Annotated in this window: 19 protein-coding genes; 9 read left to right on the top strand and 10 right to left on the bottom strand. The window is 67.0% G+C overall.

The annotated features are described in order from the left end of the window. Positions 1-12: 12 nt before the first annotated feature. Both F9929_RS09520 and F9929_RS24675 read right to left on the bottom strand, forming a co-directional pair. Positions 13-1068: a sugar phosphate isomerase/epimerase family protein gene (locus F9929_RS09520; RefSeq protein WP_152046327.1), complete on the bottom strand. Its 1056-nt coding sequence runs from the start codon at positions 1066-1068 to the stop codon at positions 13-15. Further along, positions 1062-1196, bottom strand: a complete 135-nt coding sequence (locus F9929_RS24675) for a hypothetical protein (RefSeq protein WP_268915645.1) — start codon at positions 1194-1196, stop codon at positions 1062-1064. The genes F9929_RS09520 and F9929_RS24675 overlap by 7 nt, the downstream gene beginning before the upstream one ends. Before the next feature lie 187 nt (positions 1197-1383). Between F9929_RS24675 and F9929_RS09515 the strand changes: the two genes are divergently transcribed. The 3 genes from F9929_RS09515 to F9929_RS09505 are packed head-to-tail and all read left to right on the top strand — an operon-like array spanning position 1384 to position 4378. Next, a complete protein-coding gene (locus tag F9929_RS09515; protein WP_152046326.1) occupies positions 1384-2592 on the top strand; it encodes an ROK family transcriptional regulator in 1209 nt (402 codons plus the stop codon). Between the two features lie 32 nt (positions 2593-2624). After that, positions 2625-3737, top strand: coding sequence for a Gfo/Idh/MocA family protein (locus F9929_RS09510; RefSeq protein WP_152046325.1), 1113 nt, complete (start codon positions 2625-2627; stop codon positions 3735-3737). Beyond that, positions 3734-4378 carry a ThuA domain-containing protein gene (locus F9929_RS09505; protein WP_152046324.1) on the top strand — a complete coding sequence of 215 codons (645 nt, stop codon included), beginning with the start codon at positions 3734-3736 and terminating at the stop codon, positions 4376-4378. Before F9929_RS09510 ends, F9929_RS09505 begins: the two co-directional genes overlap by 4 nt. A 67-nt stretch (positions 4379-4445) precedes the next feature. Here the strand turns inward: F9929_RS09505 and F9929_RS09500 are convergent, their stop codons facing one another. From F9929_RS09500 to F9929_RS09465, 8 genes are all read right to left on the bottom strand, one after another. Then, the gene (locus F9929_RS09500; RefSeq protein ID WP_235919160.1) at positions 4446-4970 is read right to left on the bottom strand and encodes a hypothetical protein; all 525 of its coding nucleotides are present in this window, start codon (positions 4968-4970) and stop codon (positions 4446-4448) included. Positions 4971-4988: 18 nt separating this feature from the next. After that, positions 4989-5327: a hypothetical protein gene (locus tag F9929_RS09495; RefSeq protein ID WP_152046323.1), complete on the bottom strand. Its 339-nt coding sequence runs from the start codon at positions 5325-5327 to the stop codon at positions 4989-4991. Positions 5328-5358: 31 nt separating this feature from the next. Continuing rightward, on the bottom strand, positions 5359-6105 hold the full coding sequence (locus F9929_RS09490) for a hypothetical protein (RefSeq protein ID WP_152046322.1): 747 nt from the start codon (positions 6103-6105) through the stop codon (positions 5359-5361). 445 nt (positions 6106-6550) lie between these two features. Continuing rightward, entirely contained in the window at positions 6551-6970 is a 420-nt protein-coding gene (locus F9929_RS09485; protein WP_152046321.1) for a hypothetical protein, read from the bottom strand. A 113-nt stretch (positions 6971-7083) separates the two neighbouring features. Then, positions 7084-7689 (bottom strand): ATP-dependent Clp protease proteolytic subunit, encoded by a 606-nt coding sequence (locus F9929_RS09480; RefSeq protein WP_152046320.1) that lies wholly within the window; start codon positions 7687-7689, stop codon positions 7084-7086. A gap of 40 nt (positions 7690-7729) precedes the next feature. Continuing rightward, positions 7730-8092: an SRPBCC family protein gene (locus F9929_RS09475; RefSeq protein ID WP_152046319.1), complete on the bottom strand. Its 363-nt coding sequence runs from the start codon at positions 8090-8092 to the stop codon at positions 7730-7732. Further along, entirely contained in the window at positions 8089-8403 is a 315-nt protein-coding gene (locus F9929_RS09470; protein ID WP_152046318.1) for an ArsR/SmtB family transcription factor, read from the bottom strand. Before F9929_RS09470 ends, F9929_RS09475 begins: the two co-directional genes overlap by 4 nt. A 59-nt stretch (positions 8404-8462) precedes the next feature. Beyond that, positions 8463-9080, bottom strand: coding sequence for a LysE/ArgO family amino acid transporter (locus tag F9929_RS09465; protein ID WP_152046317.1), 618 nt, complete (start codon positions 9078-9080; stop codon positions 8463-8465). A 62-nt stretch (positions 9081-9142) separates the two neighbouring features. Between F9929_RS09465 and F9929_RS09460 the strand changes: the two genes are divergently transcribed. From F9929_RS09460 to F9929_RS09435, 6 genes are all read left to right on the top strand, one after another. After that, positions 9143-10039, top strand: a complete 897-nt coding sequence (locus F9929_RS09460; RefSeq protein WP_407922216.1) for a LysR family transcriptional regulator ArgP — start codon at positions 9143-9145, stop codon at positions 10037-10039. A gap of 89 nt (positions 10040-10128) precedes the next feature. After that, on the top strand, positions 10129-11160 hold the full coding sequence (locus F9929_RS09455) for an Ldh family oxidoreductase (protein ID WP_152046315.1): 1032 nt from the start codon (positions 10129-10131) through the stop codon (positions 11158-11160). A gap of 133 nt (positions 11161-11293) precedes the next feature. Beyond that, on the top strand, positions 11294-12061 hold the full coding sequence (locus F9929_RS09450) for a FadR/GntR family transcriptional regulator (RefSeq protein ID WP_152046314.1): 768 nt from the start codon (positions 11294-11296) through the stop codon (positions 12059-12061). Beyond that, positions 12058-13044 (top strand): sialic acid TRAP transporter substrate-binding protein SiaP, encoded by a 987-nt coding sequence (locus tag F9929_RS09445; protein ID WP_152046313.1) that lies wholly within the window; start codon positions 12058-12060, stop codon positions 13042-13044. The genes F9929_RS09450 and F9929_RS09445 overlap by 4 nt, the downstream gene beginning before the upstream one ends. A 105-nt stretch (positions 13045-13149) precedes the next feature. Then, positions 13150-13722: a TRAP transporter small permease gene (locus tag F9929_RS09440; protein ID WP_235919159.1), complete on the top strand. Its 573-nt coding sequence runs from the start codon at positions 13150-13152 to the stop codon at positions 13720-13722. 5 nt (positions 13723-13727) lie between these two features. Beyond that, positions 13728-15134, top strand: a complete 1407-nt coding sequence (locus tag F9929_RS09435) for a TRAP transporter large permease (protein WP_152046311.1) — start codon at positions 13728-13730, stop codon at positions 15132-15134. Positions 15135-15138: the final 4 nt, after the last annotated feature.

The raw sequence follows: 15138 nt of genomic DNA, 5'->3' as shown, positions 1-15138 counted from the left end.
CTCCGTTGAATCTCAGGACAAGCCGAGCGCGCGCCGGTTCACCGCTTCGTCGGCGCCCGAACCCGCGAAATCGTCGAAGGCCTTGTCGCCCCGCTCGATGATGTGGGCGGCGATGAAAGGCGCGCCCTCGCGGGCCCCCTGCTCGGCGCTCTTGATCGCGCATTCCCATTCCAGAACCGCCCAGCCCTCGAAGCCGTATTGCGTCAACTTGGAGAACACGGAAGCAAAATCGACCTGCCCGTCGCCGAGCGAGCGGAAACGGCCGGCGCGGTTCGCCCAAGGCTGGTAGCCGCCATAGACACCCTGGCGTCCGTCCGGATTCAGCTCGGCGTCCTTCACGTGAAACATGCCGATGCGCTCGTGGTAGATGTCGATATGGCTAAGATAGTCCAAGCCTTGCAGGATGTAGTGCGAGGGGTCGTAGAGCATCCGGGCGCGCGGATGGTTGCCGGTGCGCTCCAGGAACATCTCGTAGGTGACGCCGTCATGGAGGTCCTCGCCGGGATGGATCTCGAAGCAGACGTCGACGCCGTTCTCGTCGAAATGGTCGAGGATCGGGCGCCAGCGCTTCGCCAACTCGTCGAAGGCCGTTTCCACGAGACCGGCCGGGCGCTGCGGCCAGGGATAAACATAGGGCCAGGCCAGCGCCCCGGAAAAGGCGGCGGCCTGTCCGAGGCCGAGACGACGCGAGGCGGTGGCCATGCGCTTGACCTGATCCACCGCCCATTCCTGACGCGCCTTGGGGTTGCCGCGCACATGGGGGGCGGCGAAACCGTCGAAGAGTTCGTCATAGGCCGGATGAACGGCGACGAGCTGGCCTTGCAGATGGGCGGACAACTCAGTGATCGCGAGGCCATGACCCTCGACCACGCCCTTCACCTCGTCGCAATAGTCCTGCGAGTCCGAGGCCTTGGCGAGATCGAACAAGCGCGCATCCCAGGTCGGGATCTGGACGCCTTTGTAGCCGAGATCGGCCGCCCAGCCGCAGATGCCGTCGAGCGAGGAGAAAGGCGCCGCGTCGCCCGCGAACTGCGCCAGAAAGATGCCCGGACCCTTGATGGTCATGATGGTTCCGTTCCGTTGATGTCGATGGGAATGCGGTGGCCGTCGGCCGTGTCGAACAGGAAAAGGTCGAACAGGTGGCCCTTGTGGCGGGGCACCGAACGCACGGTGGCCATTCGGATCATGGATAACATATGGAGTTCCTCCCCGAACGACATATTCTTCGATATCGGAATTAAATAGGTCTCGACGACTTGCTCATGTCAAGGTCCGTCCCGTACGATGCGCCGTGAAAGCGGGTTTTCTAACCCCACCCGTCAAGGTCGGGTGCTCTTGGGAAGATCCTGATTTTTCGCAGTCCGTAATTATCACCGGAATGGCATGAAGACCGGCGACCCCGAACTGATGCGGGAGATCAACCGCTTCCGCATTCTCGACATCGTGCGTCGCCACGGGCCGATCGCGCGTGTGGAGATCTCGGCCCGCACCGAGATATCGCCCACCACCGTTTCGGCGATCACCGGCGCCCTGATCGAGGACGGCATCATCCAACCGGTGGCGCTCGGCGGCATCCACGAGCCGACGCGCGGCCGTCCGCGCGTCATGCTGCAGCTCGATCCGAACGCCGCGCGGGTCGTCGGCGTGCGCATCGGGCCGCACGGCATCGTCGCCGCCGTCGCCAACTTCAAAGGCGACGTCCTCGCCAGCTTGGAACTCGCCTTGCGGGTGCGTCGCCAGCCGGTGCCGGTTGTCGCCGACCTCGTGGAGGACACGGTGCGGCGCGTCGTCGTGGAAGCGGGGCTGACCCTCGGCGACATCGGCAGCCTTTGCGTCACCTTGCCCGGAACGGTGGAGTTCCGCAGCGGGCTGGTGCGGTTCGGGCCGACCTTCGCCGACCGCGACGTTCTTTTCGGGCAAGCGGTGGCGATGCGCCTCGGCGTGCCGGCGATCGTGGAAAGCGACGCGAACGCCCTGGCGCTGGCCGAGCACTGGTTCGGGCGCTGCCGCGACGTGGAGGATTTCGCGCTGGTGCTTCTGGAACAGGCGATCGGCCTCGGCATCCTGCATGACGGGCAGTTGTTTCGCGGCGCGCACGGCCTCAGCCACGACATCGGCGAACTGGTAATCGGCGCAAAGGCGGACGGCTCCCTCCTGCGACTCGTCGACATCGCCTCCGAGCAGGCGGTTTTGAGCGAACTCGCGACCGACCCCGCCGCGCGCGACGCCGTTCACGCAGGACTCGGCTTCGGTCCCGTCCTCGACCGGCTGGCGCCGTCGGGCGCCGAGATGCCCGACGCGGTGGAGCGCGCGGGGCGGGCGATCGGCATCGGCGTCGCCAATGTCGCGACCATCTTCGCCCCGCCCCGGATCGTCGTCACCGGCTCGCTGCTGCATCTCGGCACACCCTTCCGGGAAACGGTCACCGCGAGCTTCACGCAAGCGGTCAGCGCGCCCTTGCGCGCGGTGACGGCCCTTGTCTTCGAGCCGCCGGCAGGCACCGCCCGCTTGGGGCAAGGCGCGGCGGCAATCGCCCTTCGCGAACTCTACGGCTCGCCCTTCGGCACCACCGGGCCGGTTCGCCCGGCCTGACAACGCATACGGATCTCGGGAGGATCGCGATCATGAAACCCGTCGGCATCGGCATCATCGGCTGCGGCAATATCAGCGCGGCCTACCTGAAGGCTGCGCAGGGCTTTCCGGTTCTCGACATCCGCGCGCTCGCCGACCAGCGGTTGGACGCCGCCAAAACGCGGGGCGCGGAGTTCGGCATCCCCGCCGTTACGGTGGATGAACTCCTCGCCGACCCGTCTATCGAGATCGTCCTGAACCTGACGATCCCCGCCGCCCATGTGGAGGTGGGCCTTCAGATTCTCGCCGCTGGCAAGCACGCCTATGGCGAAAAGCCGCTCGGCATCCGCTTTCGCGACGCGACGCGCCTCGTGGAGGAAGCTGAACGGCGGGGCCTTCGGGTCGGGTCCGCGCCCGACACCTTTCTCGGCGGGGCCCATCAGGCGGCGCGGCGCTTCGTGGACGAAGGGCATCTCGGCCAGCCGGTCGGCGGCAGCGCCGTGTTCATGTGCCCCGGCCACGAGCGCTGGCACCCCGATCCGGACTTCTACTACAAGCCGGGCGGCGGGCCGATGCTCGATATGGGCCCTTATTACATCACCGACCTCGTCAACCTTCTGGGGCCGGTCGCGCGCGTCGCGGGCCTGTCGCCGGAACCGCGCCGCCAGCGCCCGATCGGCAGCGAGCCGCGCCGCGGCCAGATGATCGACGTCGAGGTGCCGACCCATGTCGCGGGCGCGCTGCAATTTACCAACGGCGCCGTGGTCACCGTCGCGATGAGCTTCGATGTCGCGGGCCACAAGCATCTGCCGCTCGAAATCTACGGAACCGAGGGCTCGCTCACCGTGCCCGATCCCAACCATTTCGGCGGCGAGCCTCTGTTTCTGCGCAAGGGCGGCGAATGGGAGCCGGTCGCGGTCACCGAACCCTTCGCGGACGGCAACTACCGGTCGATCGGCCTCGCCGACATGGCCGCCGCCATCCGGCAGAACCGCGCGCACCGCGCGAGCGGGGCGCTGGCGCTGCACGTTCTGGAGGTCATGGAGGCCTTCGGGCGCTCGGCTGAGACCGGCCGGTTCATCGAGATCGAAACGAGGCCCGAGCGTCCCGCTCCCCTTCGGGAGCATCCGGCGCTTGGCCACCAAATGGAGGAGGCCCTGTCATGAAGGAAGCTTTGATCGTCTGGGGAGGATGGAGCGGGCACGAGCCCGAGGCCGGCGCGCGCATCGTCGGCGACATCTTGCGCGAGGAAGGCTTCAACGTCTTCACCGAAACCACCACGGAAGCCTTCGCCGATCCCTCGATCCGCGACCTTTCGCTGATCGTGCCGATCATCACCATGGCCAAGATCGAGAAGGAGGAACTCTCGAACCTCTGCGAGGCCGTGAAGGGCGGGGTCGGGCTCGGCGGCTATCATGGCGGCATGGCCGACGCCTTTCGCGACCAGCCGGAGTACCAGTTCATGGTGGGCGGGCAGTGGGTCGCCCATCCCGGCAACATCATCGACTACCGCGTGGACGTGACGCGCCCCGACGACGCGGTGATGGCGGGGATCGAGAGCTTCGCCTACCGCTCGGAGCAGTATTACATGCATGTGGATCCCTCGAACGAGGTTCTGGCGACCACCCGCTTCACCGGCGACCACGCCGACTGGATCGAGGGAACCGTGATGCCGGTGGTGTGGAAGCGGCGCTACGGCAAGGGCCGCGTCTTTTATTCCTCGCTCGGCCATATCGCTTCTGAGTTCCAGGTGCCGGAAATGGCGACCATCGTGCGGCGCGGCCTTCTTTGGGCGGCGAGGGACTGAGGATCGTCGCGAACTCCCGGCCGCTCCCACGGGCGGCCGAGACGCTCCGATCCCGCCGGTGCCGCGCTCACGTGGCTGGGAGAGAGCCGCAGCCGCCGGGGAGCTTCGCCCAAACCGTCCAACTCACGCGCAGCCCGGCGCGCGTGTCGCAAAGCTCGTAGCCGGCCCGGCTCATCAGGAGCCAGTTCATGATGCCGCCCGTCAGCCCGAACACGCAGATGAGCAGCATCGTGGCCAGAAGCACGGCCATCAAGGCTGTGCCCACCCGCTCGGCCGAAGGGCGCCACGAGAGTTCGGCCATGAGAAGCGTGCCGACCGCCAGAAAGGCCAGCGCCAGCACCGGCAGGAGATACATGGCGCTCACCGTTTCCACGACGGGCGCGCCCGCGCGCAACGACGTGACGAGCGTGGCAATCTCAGTGACGCTCCAATAAGCGAAGCCGAGCCCGGTCAGGAGGATCGCCGTCGACACGAGAAACAGGAGCGGCTTGTTCTTCGTCGCCTCGATCGGGACGGGACGGGAGCGGGCCGCCTTGCGGGTTGACTTGCGCGGCATCGGCATCTCGTGTTCGGGCTCCACGGGCGGCTTCATGGCGCTTTCGGGTTGTCGTCAGGCAGGACCCTTGTTCCGATGCCGGTCGCGCCACCACAGCCAAAGGGCGCGAAAGGCGAAGGCGGCCGGCACGGTCACCAGGGAAAACATGCCGCCGAAAACCGCCGCCCAGACCCAGCGATAGCTGAGTTCCATGTATTCCGGCCAGCCGTTGTCGTCGTAAGAGGGCTCGACATACAGCATCACGAAGGCCGCGAGATAGCTCGCGGCGAGCGTCGCCAGGAGAAGAAGCGGGCCGCCGCGCGCCGCGCTCCACCGGCCGGCGCGTCGGCGAAGGGCGATGAGGAGCAGAAAAGCGCCGACGACAGCGATCGGAAACAGGAGGATCATGATCATCGGGTTTCCGATCGATGGAAGCGCAAGCCGATCAGGCCGACAAGCCGTAGACGAGGCCGGCGGCCAGCGCCCCGAAGCCCGCCGCGAGCGAGGCGGCGTCCCAGTGCGAAGCGCGGTTCGAGCGGGCGGGCAGCCCGGCAAAGCGCCGTTCCGCGATCGCCGTCATCGCGCGCGAGACGAGACGCGCCAGAAGGCCGAGCAGCAGGAGAAGCAGCAGCGAAAGGCTTCCGCTTCCGAGCGGGGCGGAAAGCACGCAGAAACAGGCCAAGGGCGCCAGAAGATCGACGGGGTGGGTGACGAAGACGGCATGCGGCCCAACCGACTCCGCCGCTTCGAAACCTCTCGCCAGGGCGTGGCGCACGCACCATGCGAGAACGACGCCCGCTGAGGCGGCCAGAAGGGTGAGGCCGAGAAGAAGAACCCGGATGTCGTTGCCCGTGATCGTCCATGTGGGCAGGGGCATGAGCGCGCCGAGGCCGGACGCGGTCCATCCTTCGCGGAAGCGTTCGAGCGCAAAGCCCGGCACCGGCCAGGGGTCGAGAACCGCAGGCTGAAGAAGCGCCAGCCCGAGAAGCAGAACCACGCCGAGCGCGACGAGGCCGGAGGCGACGCGCTGCGGCAGCCGCGCCGATGCGCCGCCCGCCTGCGCGAAGGCCGCCCGCGCGGGTCGGGGATCGATCTTCGGGGGCTGGGGCTCCGGTCCCGTCCAGGCGCGGCTGTCGAAACCGCCGGGACGGTTCCGCGCGACGTTTTTCGCTTCGCTGCTTCCAGTGCTCACCTCGCTCATAGGCTCGACCCGGTATCGCAAGCCATTGCTGGCGCGATGGGAAGAAGAAGGGCGGCGAGCGCTGAACCGGAGACCGTCATGGCGATCATGCTACCCTTGCGGGACCGCCGGCCGCAATGACGGGGCGCGGCGATTTGGATTTCGTGGGGCCCGAGACCTATGCTCGACCGAACGCGCGTGCCGCCCCATGCGAAGCCAGGGAAACGAAGGCCATGGCGCTGCCGCCGCGCTTTTCCCTTTGGCTCCGCGCCGATTTCGTGGACAGGCCGTTGAGATCGGCTTCCCGCCTTCAGCCGGACCTCGTTTATCATGGTTTGGCGGGCAGGTTGCCGATCGCGATGCCGGCATCGTTGAGGATATCGACGCGACCGTGCCGCTCGTGGAGAGCCAGGAATTTGGCGATTTCGGCAACTGGGCGCAGGCGCCCCGTTTCACCTCAGCGCGAAAAGAGAAAGGTCCCGCAGAGCCCCGGTCCGTCCTCCCCGGTCGGGCGGGAGGAGCCGGTGAATGCCGCAAGATGCAGCGTGCTGCCCGCGTCGGACTGGTAGACGACGATCCAGCGCACCGGCGCGGCGCAAAGGGTGTTTCCGTTCAGGAGCTTCGGATTGCTCGGCTTGACGACTTCCAGGATGCGCGCCCTTTGCGGTCCCCGGTCGGTGCCGAAGGTCCTGGTGTCGCCCGCCACCTTGAGCGGCCATGTCTTGCCGGCAGCCTTCAGTTGCGTCGGCGATAAGGTGATGTCGCCGGTGATCGACATCGCGGTCGTGCTCGTGGCGGACCACTTCTCCGCCGCCGGAGCGGCCGCTGCGGGGAGGGCGACAAGCACCGAGGCGAGGGCGAGGATGGAGCGCATCATGGTGGATCGTCCTTGTCTGGAATGCCCGATCGGCTTCCCGTCGTCCGACCGGGCGGCTGGCAGGGTCTCCATATGGCCAGCGATCGATGATCGGCCAGCCGTCGGCTCACCCGTTACCGCTCGATATCGCGCACTTGGAAAATGCGGTCGATGAGGCCCCATTCGAGGGCTTCTTCCGCCGTCATGAAGCGGTCGCGGTCCATGGCGCGCTCGAACTCCTCGAAGGAGCGTTTGCAATGTTTGGCGTAGAGTTCGGTCATGCGCTTCTTGGTGCGCAGCGTTTCTTCCGCGTGGATCAGGATGTCGGACGCCTGACCTTTAAATCCGCCGAGCGGCTGATGGATCAGGATCGAGGCGTTGGGCAGGGCGGCGCGCTCGCCCGGCTCGCCTGCCATCAGCAGGAACGAGCCCATCGAATAGGCCGTGCCCATGCAAAGCGTGTGCACCGGCGCGCGGATGTACTGGATCGTGTCGTACATCGCCATGCCGCTGGTGACGACGCCGCCCGGCGAGTTGATATAGAGATGGATCGGCCGCGACGGGTTCTCGGCTTCCAGAAACAGAAGCTGGGCGCAAACCAGCGCCGAAACCGTGTCGTTCACCTCGCCGTTCAGGAAGATCACCCGCTCGCGCAGGAGGCGGGAATAGATGTCGAAGGACCGCTCCCCTCGCGGGGACTGTTCCACCACCATGGGGACGAGTTGCATCGCTTCGCGCATGGGCGAACTCCGGCAGGTTGGATCGTGAGGAAAGCGGGCTTCAGGCGGCGCGCATGAGGGGCGGGCGGGCGTTGCCGTTGGCGGGCGCGAGGCCCGGCTCGCGAAGCCGGGCGTCGTTCAGTTCGTGGATGATGCGAAGGCGGGTTCCGCCCGCCCCGCTCGGATCGAGACGGAAGGTCACGATGCTTTCCAGAAAGGGCGGCGCGTCCTCGCGCATCCGGTAGCTGGCTTCCCGACCGGGTACTTGCGAGATCGGCTCGTGCGAGGCGAGGGCGTTGGCCGGCAGCCAGCGCTCGCGGATGGCGGGCAGGCTCACCGCGCGCCAGAGCGCCTCTGGCGGCTCGTCGAACTCGTAGTCCTCCACGATGCGTGGCGCGCGCTCTTGCAACTCGTCCAGGCTCATGGGTCCATCTCCTTCAGGACGGTTCTGAGGGCCTCCACGCGGGTCGGCCAGAAGGCGCGATACCTCTCCAGCCAGCCGGCGATCGCCGCCACGCCGCCGGGATCGACCTCGTAGAGCACGAAGCGCCCTTGCCGCTCTTCGCGCACCAGCCCCGCGCCGCGCAGAACCGCCAGATGCTGCGACATGGCCGGCTGGCTGATCGCCAGCCCTTCGCGAAGGGTGCTGGCATTCATGCCGCCCGTCGCCAGCTTCTCGAAGATGCGGCGGCGGGTCGGGTCGGCGAGTGCCCGGAAGATGTCGTTCTCGACCATGCAAGATGCATAAGTCGATACTTATGTGATTCGCAAGCTCGTTTTCGCCATTTCCGGGATCAAACAGCCTTGAACGCCAGCGACGCGGCCAGCGCCAGCATCACCGTGCCGACGCCGGCGTCGAGGATGCGCCACGCGGCGGGACGGGCGAAGAGCGGCTGGAGAAGCCGCGCGCCGTAGCCGAGGCCCGCGAACCAGGCGAAGCTCGCCAAGGCTGCACCGAGAACGAAGATCGGGCGCATGGGGGCGGGCTGGGCCGACCCCGCCGTTCCCATCAAAAGCACGGTATCGAGATAAACATGCGGGTTGAGGAAGGTGAAGCCGGCGCAGGTCGCGAGCGCCCGTTCGAGGGTGACGCGCGGCTGCGAACCGACCGGAGCGGAAACGGGCGCGGCGGTTCGGCGAAAGGCCGCGACGGCGTGCCAGAAGAGAAACGCCGCCCCGCCGAGCGCCAGAACCGTGGCGAGCTGAGGCGCCGCAGTGAGAAAGGCTCCGATCCCCCCGACCCCGGCCGCGATCAGAACGGCATCCGAGAGAGCGCAGAAAAGGACGATAGGGCCGATATGTTCGCCCTTGAGACCCTGCCTCAAAACGAAGAGGTTTTGCGCGCCGATCGCTATGATGAGCGCGGCGGACAAAGCGAAGCCCGACAGGAAGGGAGACAGGGAGGGTGCCATGCGGCGTTTCATGCCGCGCGAGCGCGCTGAAGGGAAACTTGTTCTTCTTCACCCGATGAAGCATGGCTTCATCCATGCTGGATTATCCCGCGCTCTTCGCCGTCAATGCCGTGATCCGGGAAGGCAGCTTCGAGCGCGCGGCGGGCGCCTTGGGGCTGACGCCCTCGGCCGTGTCCCAAAGGGTGCGCGGCCTCGAAGAGCGCTTCGGCGCGGTTCTGATCGTGCGGGCGCAGCCGTGCCGGCCGACCGAACTCGGCCGCGCCCTTTGCGCCCATCTCGACCGCGTGCGCCTTCTGGAAGAGGATCTTGAGCCGACGCTGGCCGCCAAGAACAAGGGCGCGCCCGCCATCCTGAAGATCGCGGTGAATGCCGACTCGCTGGCGACGTGGGTTCCCAATGCCGCCGCCGCGTTCGGCCGCAAGGCCGGCGTTCTTCTCGACCTGACGCTGGACGACGAGGCCCATACCGCCGAGCGCTTACGTTCGGGCGAGGTTCTGGCGGCGGTGACCGCCGATCCCGAGCCCGTGCAGGGATGCCGGACGATCCCGCTCGGCACCATGCGCTACGCCGCCTGCGCCAGTCCCGATTTCGTGGAGCGCTTCTTCGGCAGCGGGATGGATGCCGAGGCCTTGAGCCAAGCGCCGTGCCTTCGCTTCGACACGCGCGACATGCTGCAGGCGCGCTGGGCGGCAGCCGCGTATGGTGTGAACCTCGCCGCGCCGACGCACCGGGTGCCGTCGACGCACGGCTTTCTCGATCTCGCCCTTGCCGGCCTCGCCTGGGGGATGCAGCCGGTTTCGCTCGCCCGGTCGCATCTTGCCGCCGGGCGCCTCGTGGAACTGCCGCCGGCATTCAGGGTCGAGGTCACGCTTCATTGGACCGTCGCGCGCCTTCCCGTCGCCGCGCTTGGCGAACTGACGCAAGCGATCCGCGCGGTGGCAAGCGCGTTTCTCGACTGACCTTGCCCGAACCCGAGCGCAGGATCAGGGGGGACAAGCCGGCGGTGCCGGTTTACGGATCGGCCGAACGACGCCGTTGGAGGATGGCCATGCAACAGATCACCGTCGAAGCCGCCGCATTGCGGCGCGCGCTGGAGGATGCGCTTCGCCAAGCCGGCGCATCGGAGGAATCGCTGGCGGCCACGGTGCGCGCGCTGATGCATGCCTCGCTTCTGGGCGTCGACAGCCACGGGGCCCGCCTCGTGGCGCATTATTGCCGGGTGCTGCAGTCCGGCCGGGTCAATCCGCGGCCGAACCTCGCGGTGAAGCGCACCGGTCCCGCCACCGCGCTCGTGGACGGCGACGACGGGCTCGGCCATCTCGTCGCTTATCGCGCGGCAGAAAGCGCCGTGGAGATCGCGCGCGAAAGCGGGGTCGGCGCGGTGGGGGCGGTGCGCTCCTCACATTTCGGCGCGGCGGGCGCTTATGCCTTGGCGGTGGCGGAGGCCGGCATGGTCGGTTTCGCCACCACGAATGCCGACTCGATCGTCGCGCTTTTCGGCGGGGCCGCCGCTTTTCACGGCACCAATCCGCTGGCCTTCGCCGCGCCCGTCGCGGGCGCCAGGCCCTGGCTTCTCGACATGGCGACCTCGTCCATCCCGTTGAACCGCGTTCTTCTGTACCGCTCGCTCGGGCGGGAACTGCCGGAAGGCGTCGCGGCCGACAAGACGGGGGTCCCTACGCGAAACGCGGAGACCGCCGAAATGCTGATGCCGCTCGGCGGCGCGGATTTCGGCTTCAAGGGCGCGGCGCTGGCCGGCGTCGCGACGCTGTTCTCGGCGATCCTCACCGGCGCGACGCTCGACCACGCCTTCGAGCCGATGGTGGGGCAGGGGGACATGAAAACGCCGCGCGGCATGGGCCATTTCGTGCTGGCCGTCGATCCGGCGCGCTTTGGCGGCGAAGCCGTGTTCGCGGCCGGAATGCGCGCCTATCTCGACGCCCTGCGGGGGAGCGCGACGGCGGAAAGGGCCGGCCCGATCCTCGCCCCCGGCGACCGCGAATGGGCGGTGGAGGCCGAGCGCCGGGCAAACGGCGTGCCGATCGATCCCGACACGGCCGCCTTTCTTCGGCTTGGCTGAGACCGGCTGACGTTTTTCCGGTCGGCAAACAGTGCGAGCGGCTTGACCCCGGCCTCGCGATGGGGAACATTCCGGTCAATTGGTCAGATCAATTGACCTGTTGTGGACGCTTTGGGAGGGGCTTCACGACGCCATGCCGCTCGAAGCCATCGAACCACGCCGCCTTTATCGACAGGTCGCCGACCAGCTTCGCGGCCTGATCGAGTCCGGCACCTATGCGGTCGGCGACCGCCTGCCGACCGAGCGGGAGCTTTCCGAGCGGCTCGGCATCTCGCGCCCGACCGTTCGCGAAGCCCTGATCGCGCTGGAGGTGGAAGGGCGCGTCCGCATCCGCGTCGGCTCCGGTATCTATGTCGCCCGCCCGCCGGCCAAAAAGGCGCTCGTGCCGGCGCAGACCGAAGGCCCCTTCGAGGTGCTGCGCGCCCGCGAGGTCGTGGAAAGCGCCGTGGCGCGCGAAGCAGCCAACCTTCGCGACGAAGCGGGTCTCGCCGCGCTCGACACTGTCCTCGCCCGCATGGAGGACGGCACGCATCCCTCAAGCGAAACGATCGCGCTCGACCGCGCCTTTCACGTCGCCGTCGCCGGTCTTCTCGGCAATGCGGTGCTCCAGCGCTTCGTCGGCGAACTCTTCGACCAGCGGCTGACACCCTATTTCGCGCGACTGTCGCAATATTTCGAGAATGGCGAAAGCTGGCGTCTCGCCCATGGCGAACACCGGCAGGTGCGCGACGCGATCGCGTCCGGCAACGGCGATGCGGCCGAGGCCGCCATGCGGCACCACCTTCAGGAATCGCAGAAGCGGTTCCAGATCGGATTCGGCGAGGGGAACGCCGAAGGCGTGGGACCGGGGCGGCACCGCCCCCGCACGCCCCGAAAACATCAACGGGAGGATACGGTATGATCGCGCGACGAACCATTCTCGGCGCGGCGGGCGCCCTGGCAACAGTCATCGCGGGGCTGACCCCGAGTGGGGCGAGCGCCGCCGAAAAGCTGAACTGGGCGCATGTCTACGAGGTGACGGAGCCCTTCCACACCGAGTCCCTATGGGCGGCGGAAGAAATCAAGAAGCGCACCGAAGGGCGCTACGAGATCCAGGTCTATCCCGCCTCGCAGCTCGGCAAGGAAGCCGACATCAATCAGGGCCTGACGCTCGGCACGGTCGACATCATCATCTCGGGCTCGTCCTTCGCGGCCCGCGAATATCCGCCCATCGGCGTGACCTACTACCCCTATATCTTCCGCGATCCGGCCCATCTCGTCGCCTATGCCAAGAGCGACGTCTTCAAGCGCCTGGCGGCGGGCTACGAGGAAGCGTCCGGCCACCACATCGCGGCCGTCACCTATTACGGCACGCGCCACACCACGGCGAACAAGGCGGTGAAGACCTGCGCCGACCTGAAGGGCGTGAAGATGCGCGTGCCGGACGTTCCGGCCTATCTCGCCATGCCCCAGGCCTGCGGCGCCAACACCGCGCCCATCGCCTTCGCGGAAGTCTATCTCGCGCTCCAGAACGGTACGGTGGAAGCGCAGGAAAACCCGCTGACGACCATCGAGGCCAAGAAGTTCTACGAGGTCCAGTCGCATATCGCGCTGACCGGCCACATCACCGACCACCTCAACACCGTCGTCTCGCAAACGCGCTGGGCCTCGTTGTCGGACGCCGACAAGGCGATCTTCTCGGAGGTCATGCTGGAAGCGGCGACCCGCGCGACGAAGATCGTGCAGGAGCGCGAGGCCGCGCTCGTGGAAACCTTCCGCGGCCGGGGCATCGATGTCGCCGAGGTCGACAAGGCCGATTTCGAGAAAACGGTGAAGGAGCGCGCGCCGTTGGAGAAATACGGCTACCGCCAGGAAGACTACGACGCGATCCGCGCCGTCCAGTAGTTAGTTTCGAGCTAGGGCGGCTTCACCGCCGTCCTGGCCTTTCCTCTCCCCGATGAAACCATGGCTGACGGGCCGCGCCGCCTTGCGCGCCCGAGGGAGACGCCCTTGTCCGCAACACCCCACACGCCCGTCACCGGCGAGGAACTCGCCCAGGCCTTCGAGGAGGATCACGGGCCGCCCGACCTGTCCCACTTCTCCGTGGAGGACTGGGTCGGCCTCCTCGTTTTCTGGGGCATGGCGCTCTGCGTCTTTCTCCAGTTCTTCACGCGCTACGTCCTCAACAACAGCCTCGCCTGGACGGAGGAGATCGCGATCAACTGCCTCGTGGTGGTGGTGTTCGTGGGCGCGGTGATGTGCGTGCGCCTGTCGCGCCACATCCAGGTGGACGTTCTCTACCACTACATGCCGGCGGGGCTGGCGCGGGGTCTGTCGACCTTCGTGGATGTCGTGCGCATCGGCTTCTTCGCCTATGCCTGCAAGCTCCTGTGGCGCTACGTCAACATCGTGTCGCGCGAGCGCATGGTGACGATCGACCTGCCGCGCTCCATCGTTTTCTACGCCGTGTTCGCCGCCTTCGTTCTGATGCTCCTGCGCGCCATCCAAGTCGCGTGGCGCAACTGGCGGCGCGGTTATTCGGTCCTGGAAAAGCCTGAAGCCTTCGACGGAACGGGAGCCTGACGCCCATGACCCTTCTGATCGGGGCCTTTCTCCTTCTCATGCTCGTCGGCCTGCCCGTCGCGATCTCCATGTTCGTGGCGTCGGGCCTTTATCTCCTCGTTTACGGCATCGCGCCCGACATCATCATCGCGCAGCGCATGATCGCGGGCGTCGAGAGCTTCCCGCTTCTGGCCGTGCCGTTCTTCATCCTCGCCGGCAACCTGATGAACATCGCTGGCGTCACGGGCCGCATCTATTCCTTCGCCGTCGCGCTCGTCGGCTGGATGAAGGGCGGTCTCGCGCAGGTCAACATCATCGGCTCGGTGATCTTTTCCGGCATGTCCGGCACGGCGCTGGCGGACGCCGCCGGCATCGGCACGATCGAGATCAAGGCGATGAAGGACCACGGCTATCCGGTGGAAGCGGCGGTCGGTGTCACGGCGGCGTCCGCCACGCTCGGGCCGATCTTCCCGCCGTCCCTGCCCTTCGTGATCTACGGCATGATGGCCAACGTTTCCATCGGCGCGCTTTTCATGGCCGGCATCCTGCCCGGCATCGTGATGACGCTTCTGATGATGGTGACGGTCGCCATTTTCGCGAAGATCAAGGGCTGGGGCTCGGACGCGCCCTTCGAGATGGCCAAGCTTGCCGGCGCTTCGGTCGAGATCGCGGTGGTTCTCGCCGTGCCGCTTTTCATCTGGGCGCTGACGCTGGTCGGCCTGTCGGTCAACATGGCGGTGCTGGTCGGGCTCGTGGTTCTCGTCGCGCTCGACTGGACTTTCGACTTCTCGGCCGTGATGGCCCTGATGACGCCGGTGATCCTGATCGGCGGCATGACCATGGGCTGGTTCACGCCGACGGAAGCGGCCGTCGCGGCGGTGATCTGGTCGCTCTTCCTCGGCTTCGTGCGCTACCGTACCATGACGTTCCGCACGCTGGCGAAGGCGAGCTTCGACACGATCGAGACCACGGCCTCCGTGCTCTTCATCGTGACGGCCGCCTCCGTCTTCGCCTGGCTTCTCACCGTCAGCCAGGCCGCGCAGCTCATGAGCGACGCGATCCTGTCCGTCACCGACAACTGGATCGTGTTCCTGATCCTCGTGAACATCCTGGTTCTCGTGATCGGCTGCTTTCTCGACACGATCGCGGCCATCACCATCATCGTGCCGATCCTTCTTCCCATCGCGCTGCGGCTCGGCATCGATCCGGTGCATTTCGGCCTCATCATCACGCTGAACCTGATGATCGGCCTTCTTCATCCACCGCTCGGCATGGTGCTCTTCGTCCTGTCGCGCGTCGCCAAACTCTCGGTGGAGCGAACGACGGTCGCCATCCTGCCCTGGCTGGTGCCGCTCTTCATCGCGCTCCTCGTCATCACCTTCGTTCCGGCGGTGACGCTGTGGCTGCCGACGCAGATGGGGCTGATCCGATGAGCGC

This window comes from Aureimonas psammosilenae (assembly GCF_009176975.1).
Taxonomy (GTDB): domain Bacteria; phylum Pseudomonadota; class Alphaproteobacteria; order Rhizobiales; family Rhizobiaceae; genus Plantimonas; species Plantimonas psammosilenae.
This window is presented reverse-complemented; position numbering and strand designations above follow the sequence as displayed.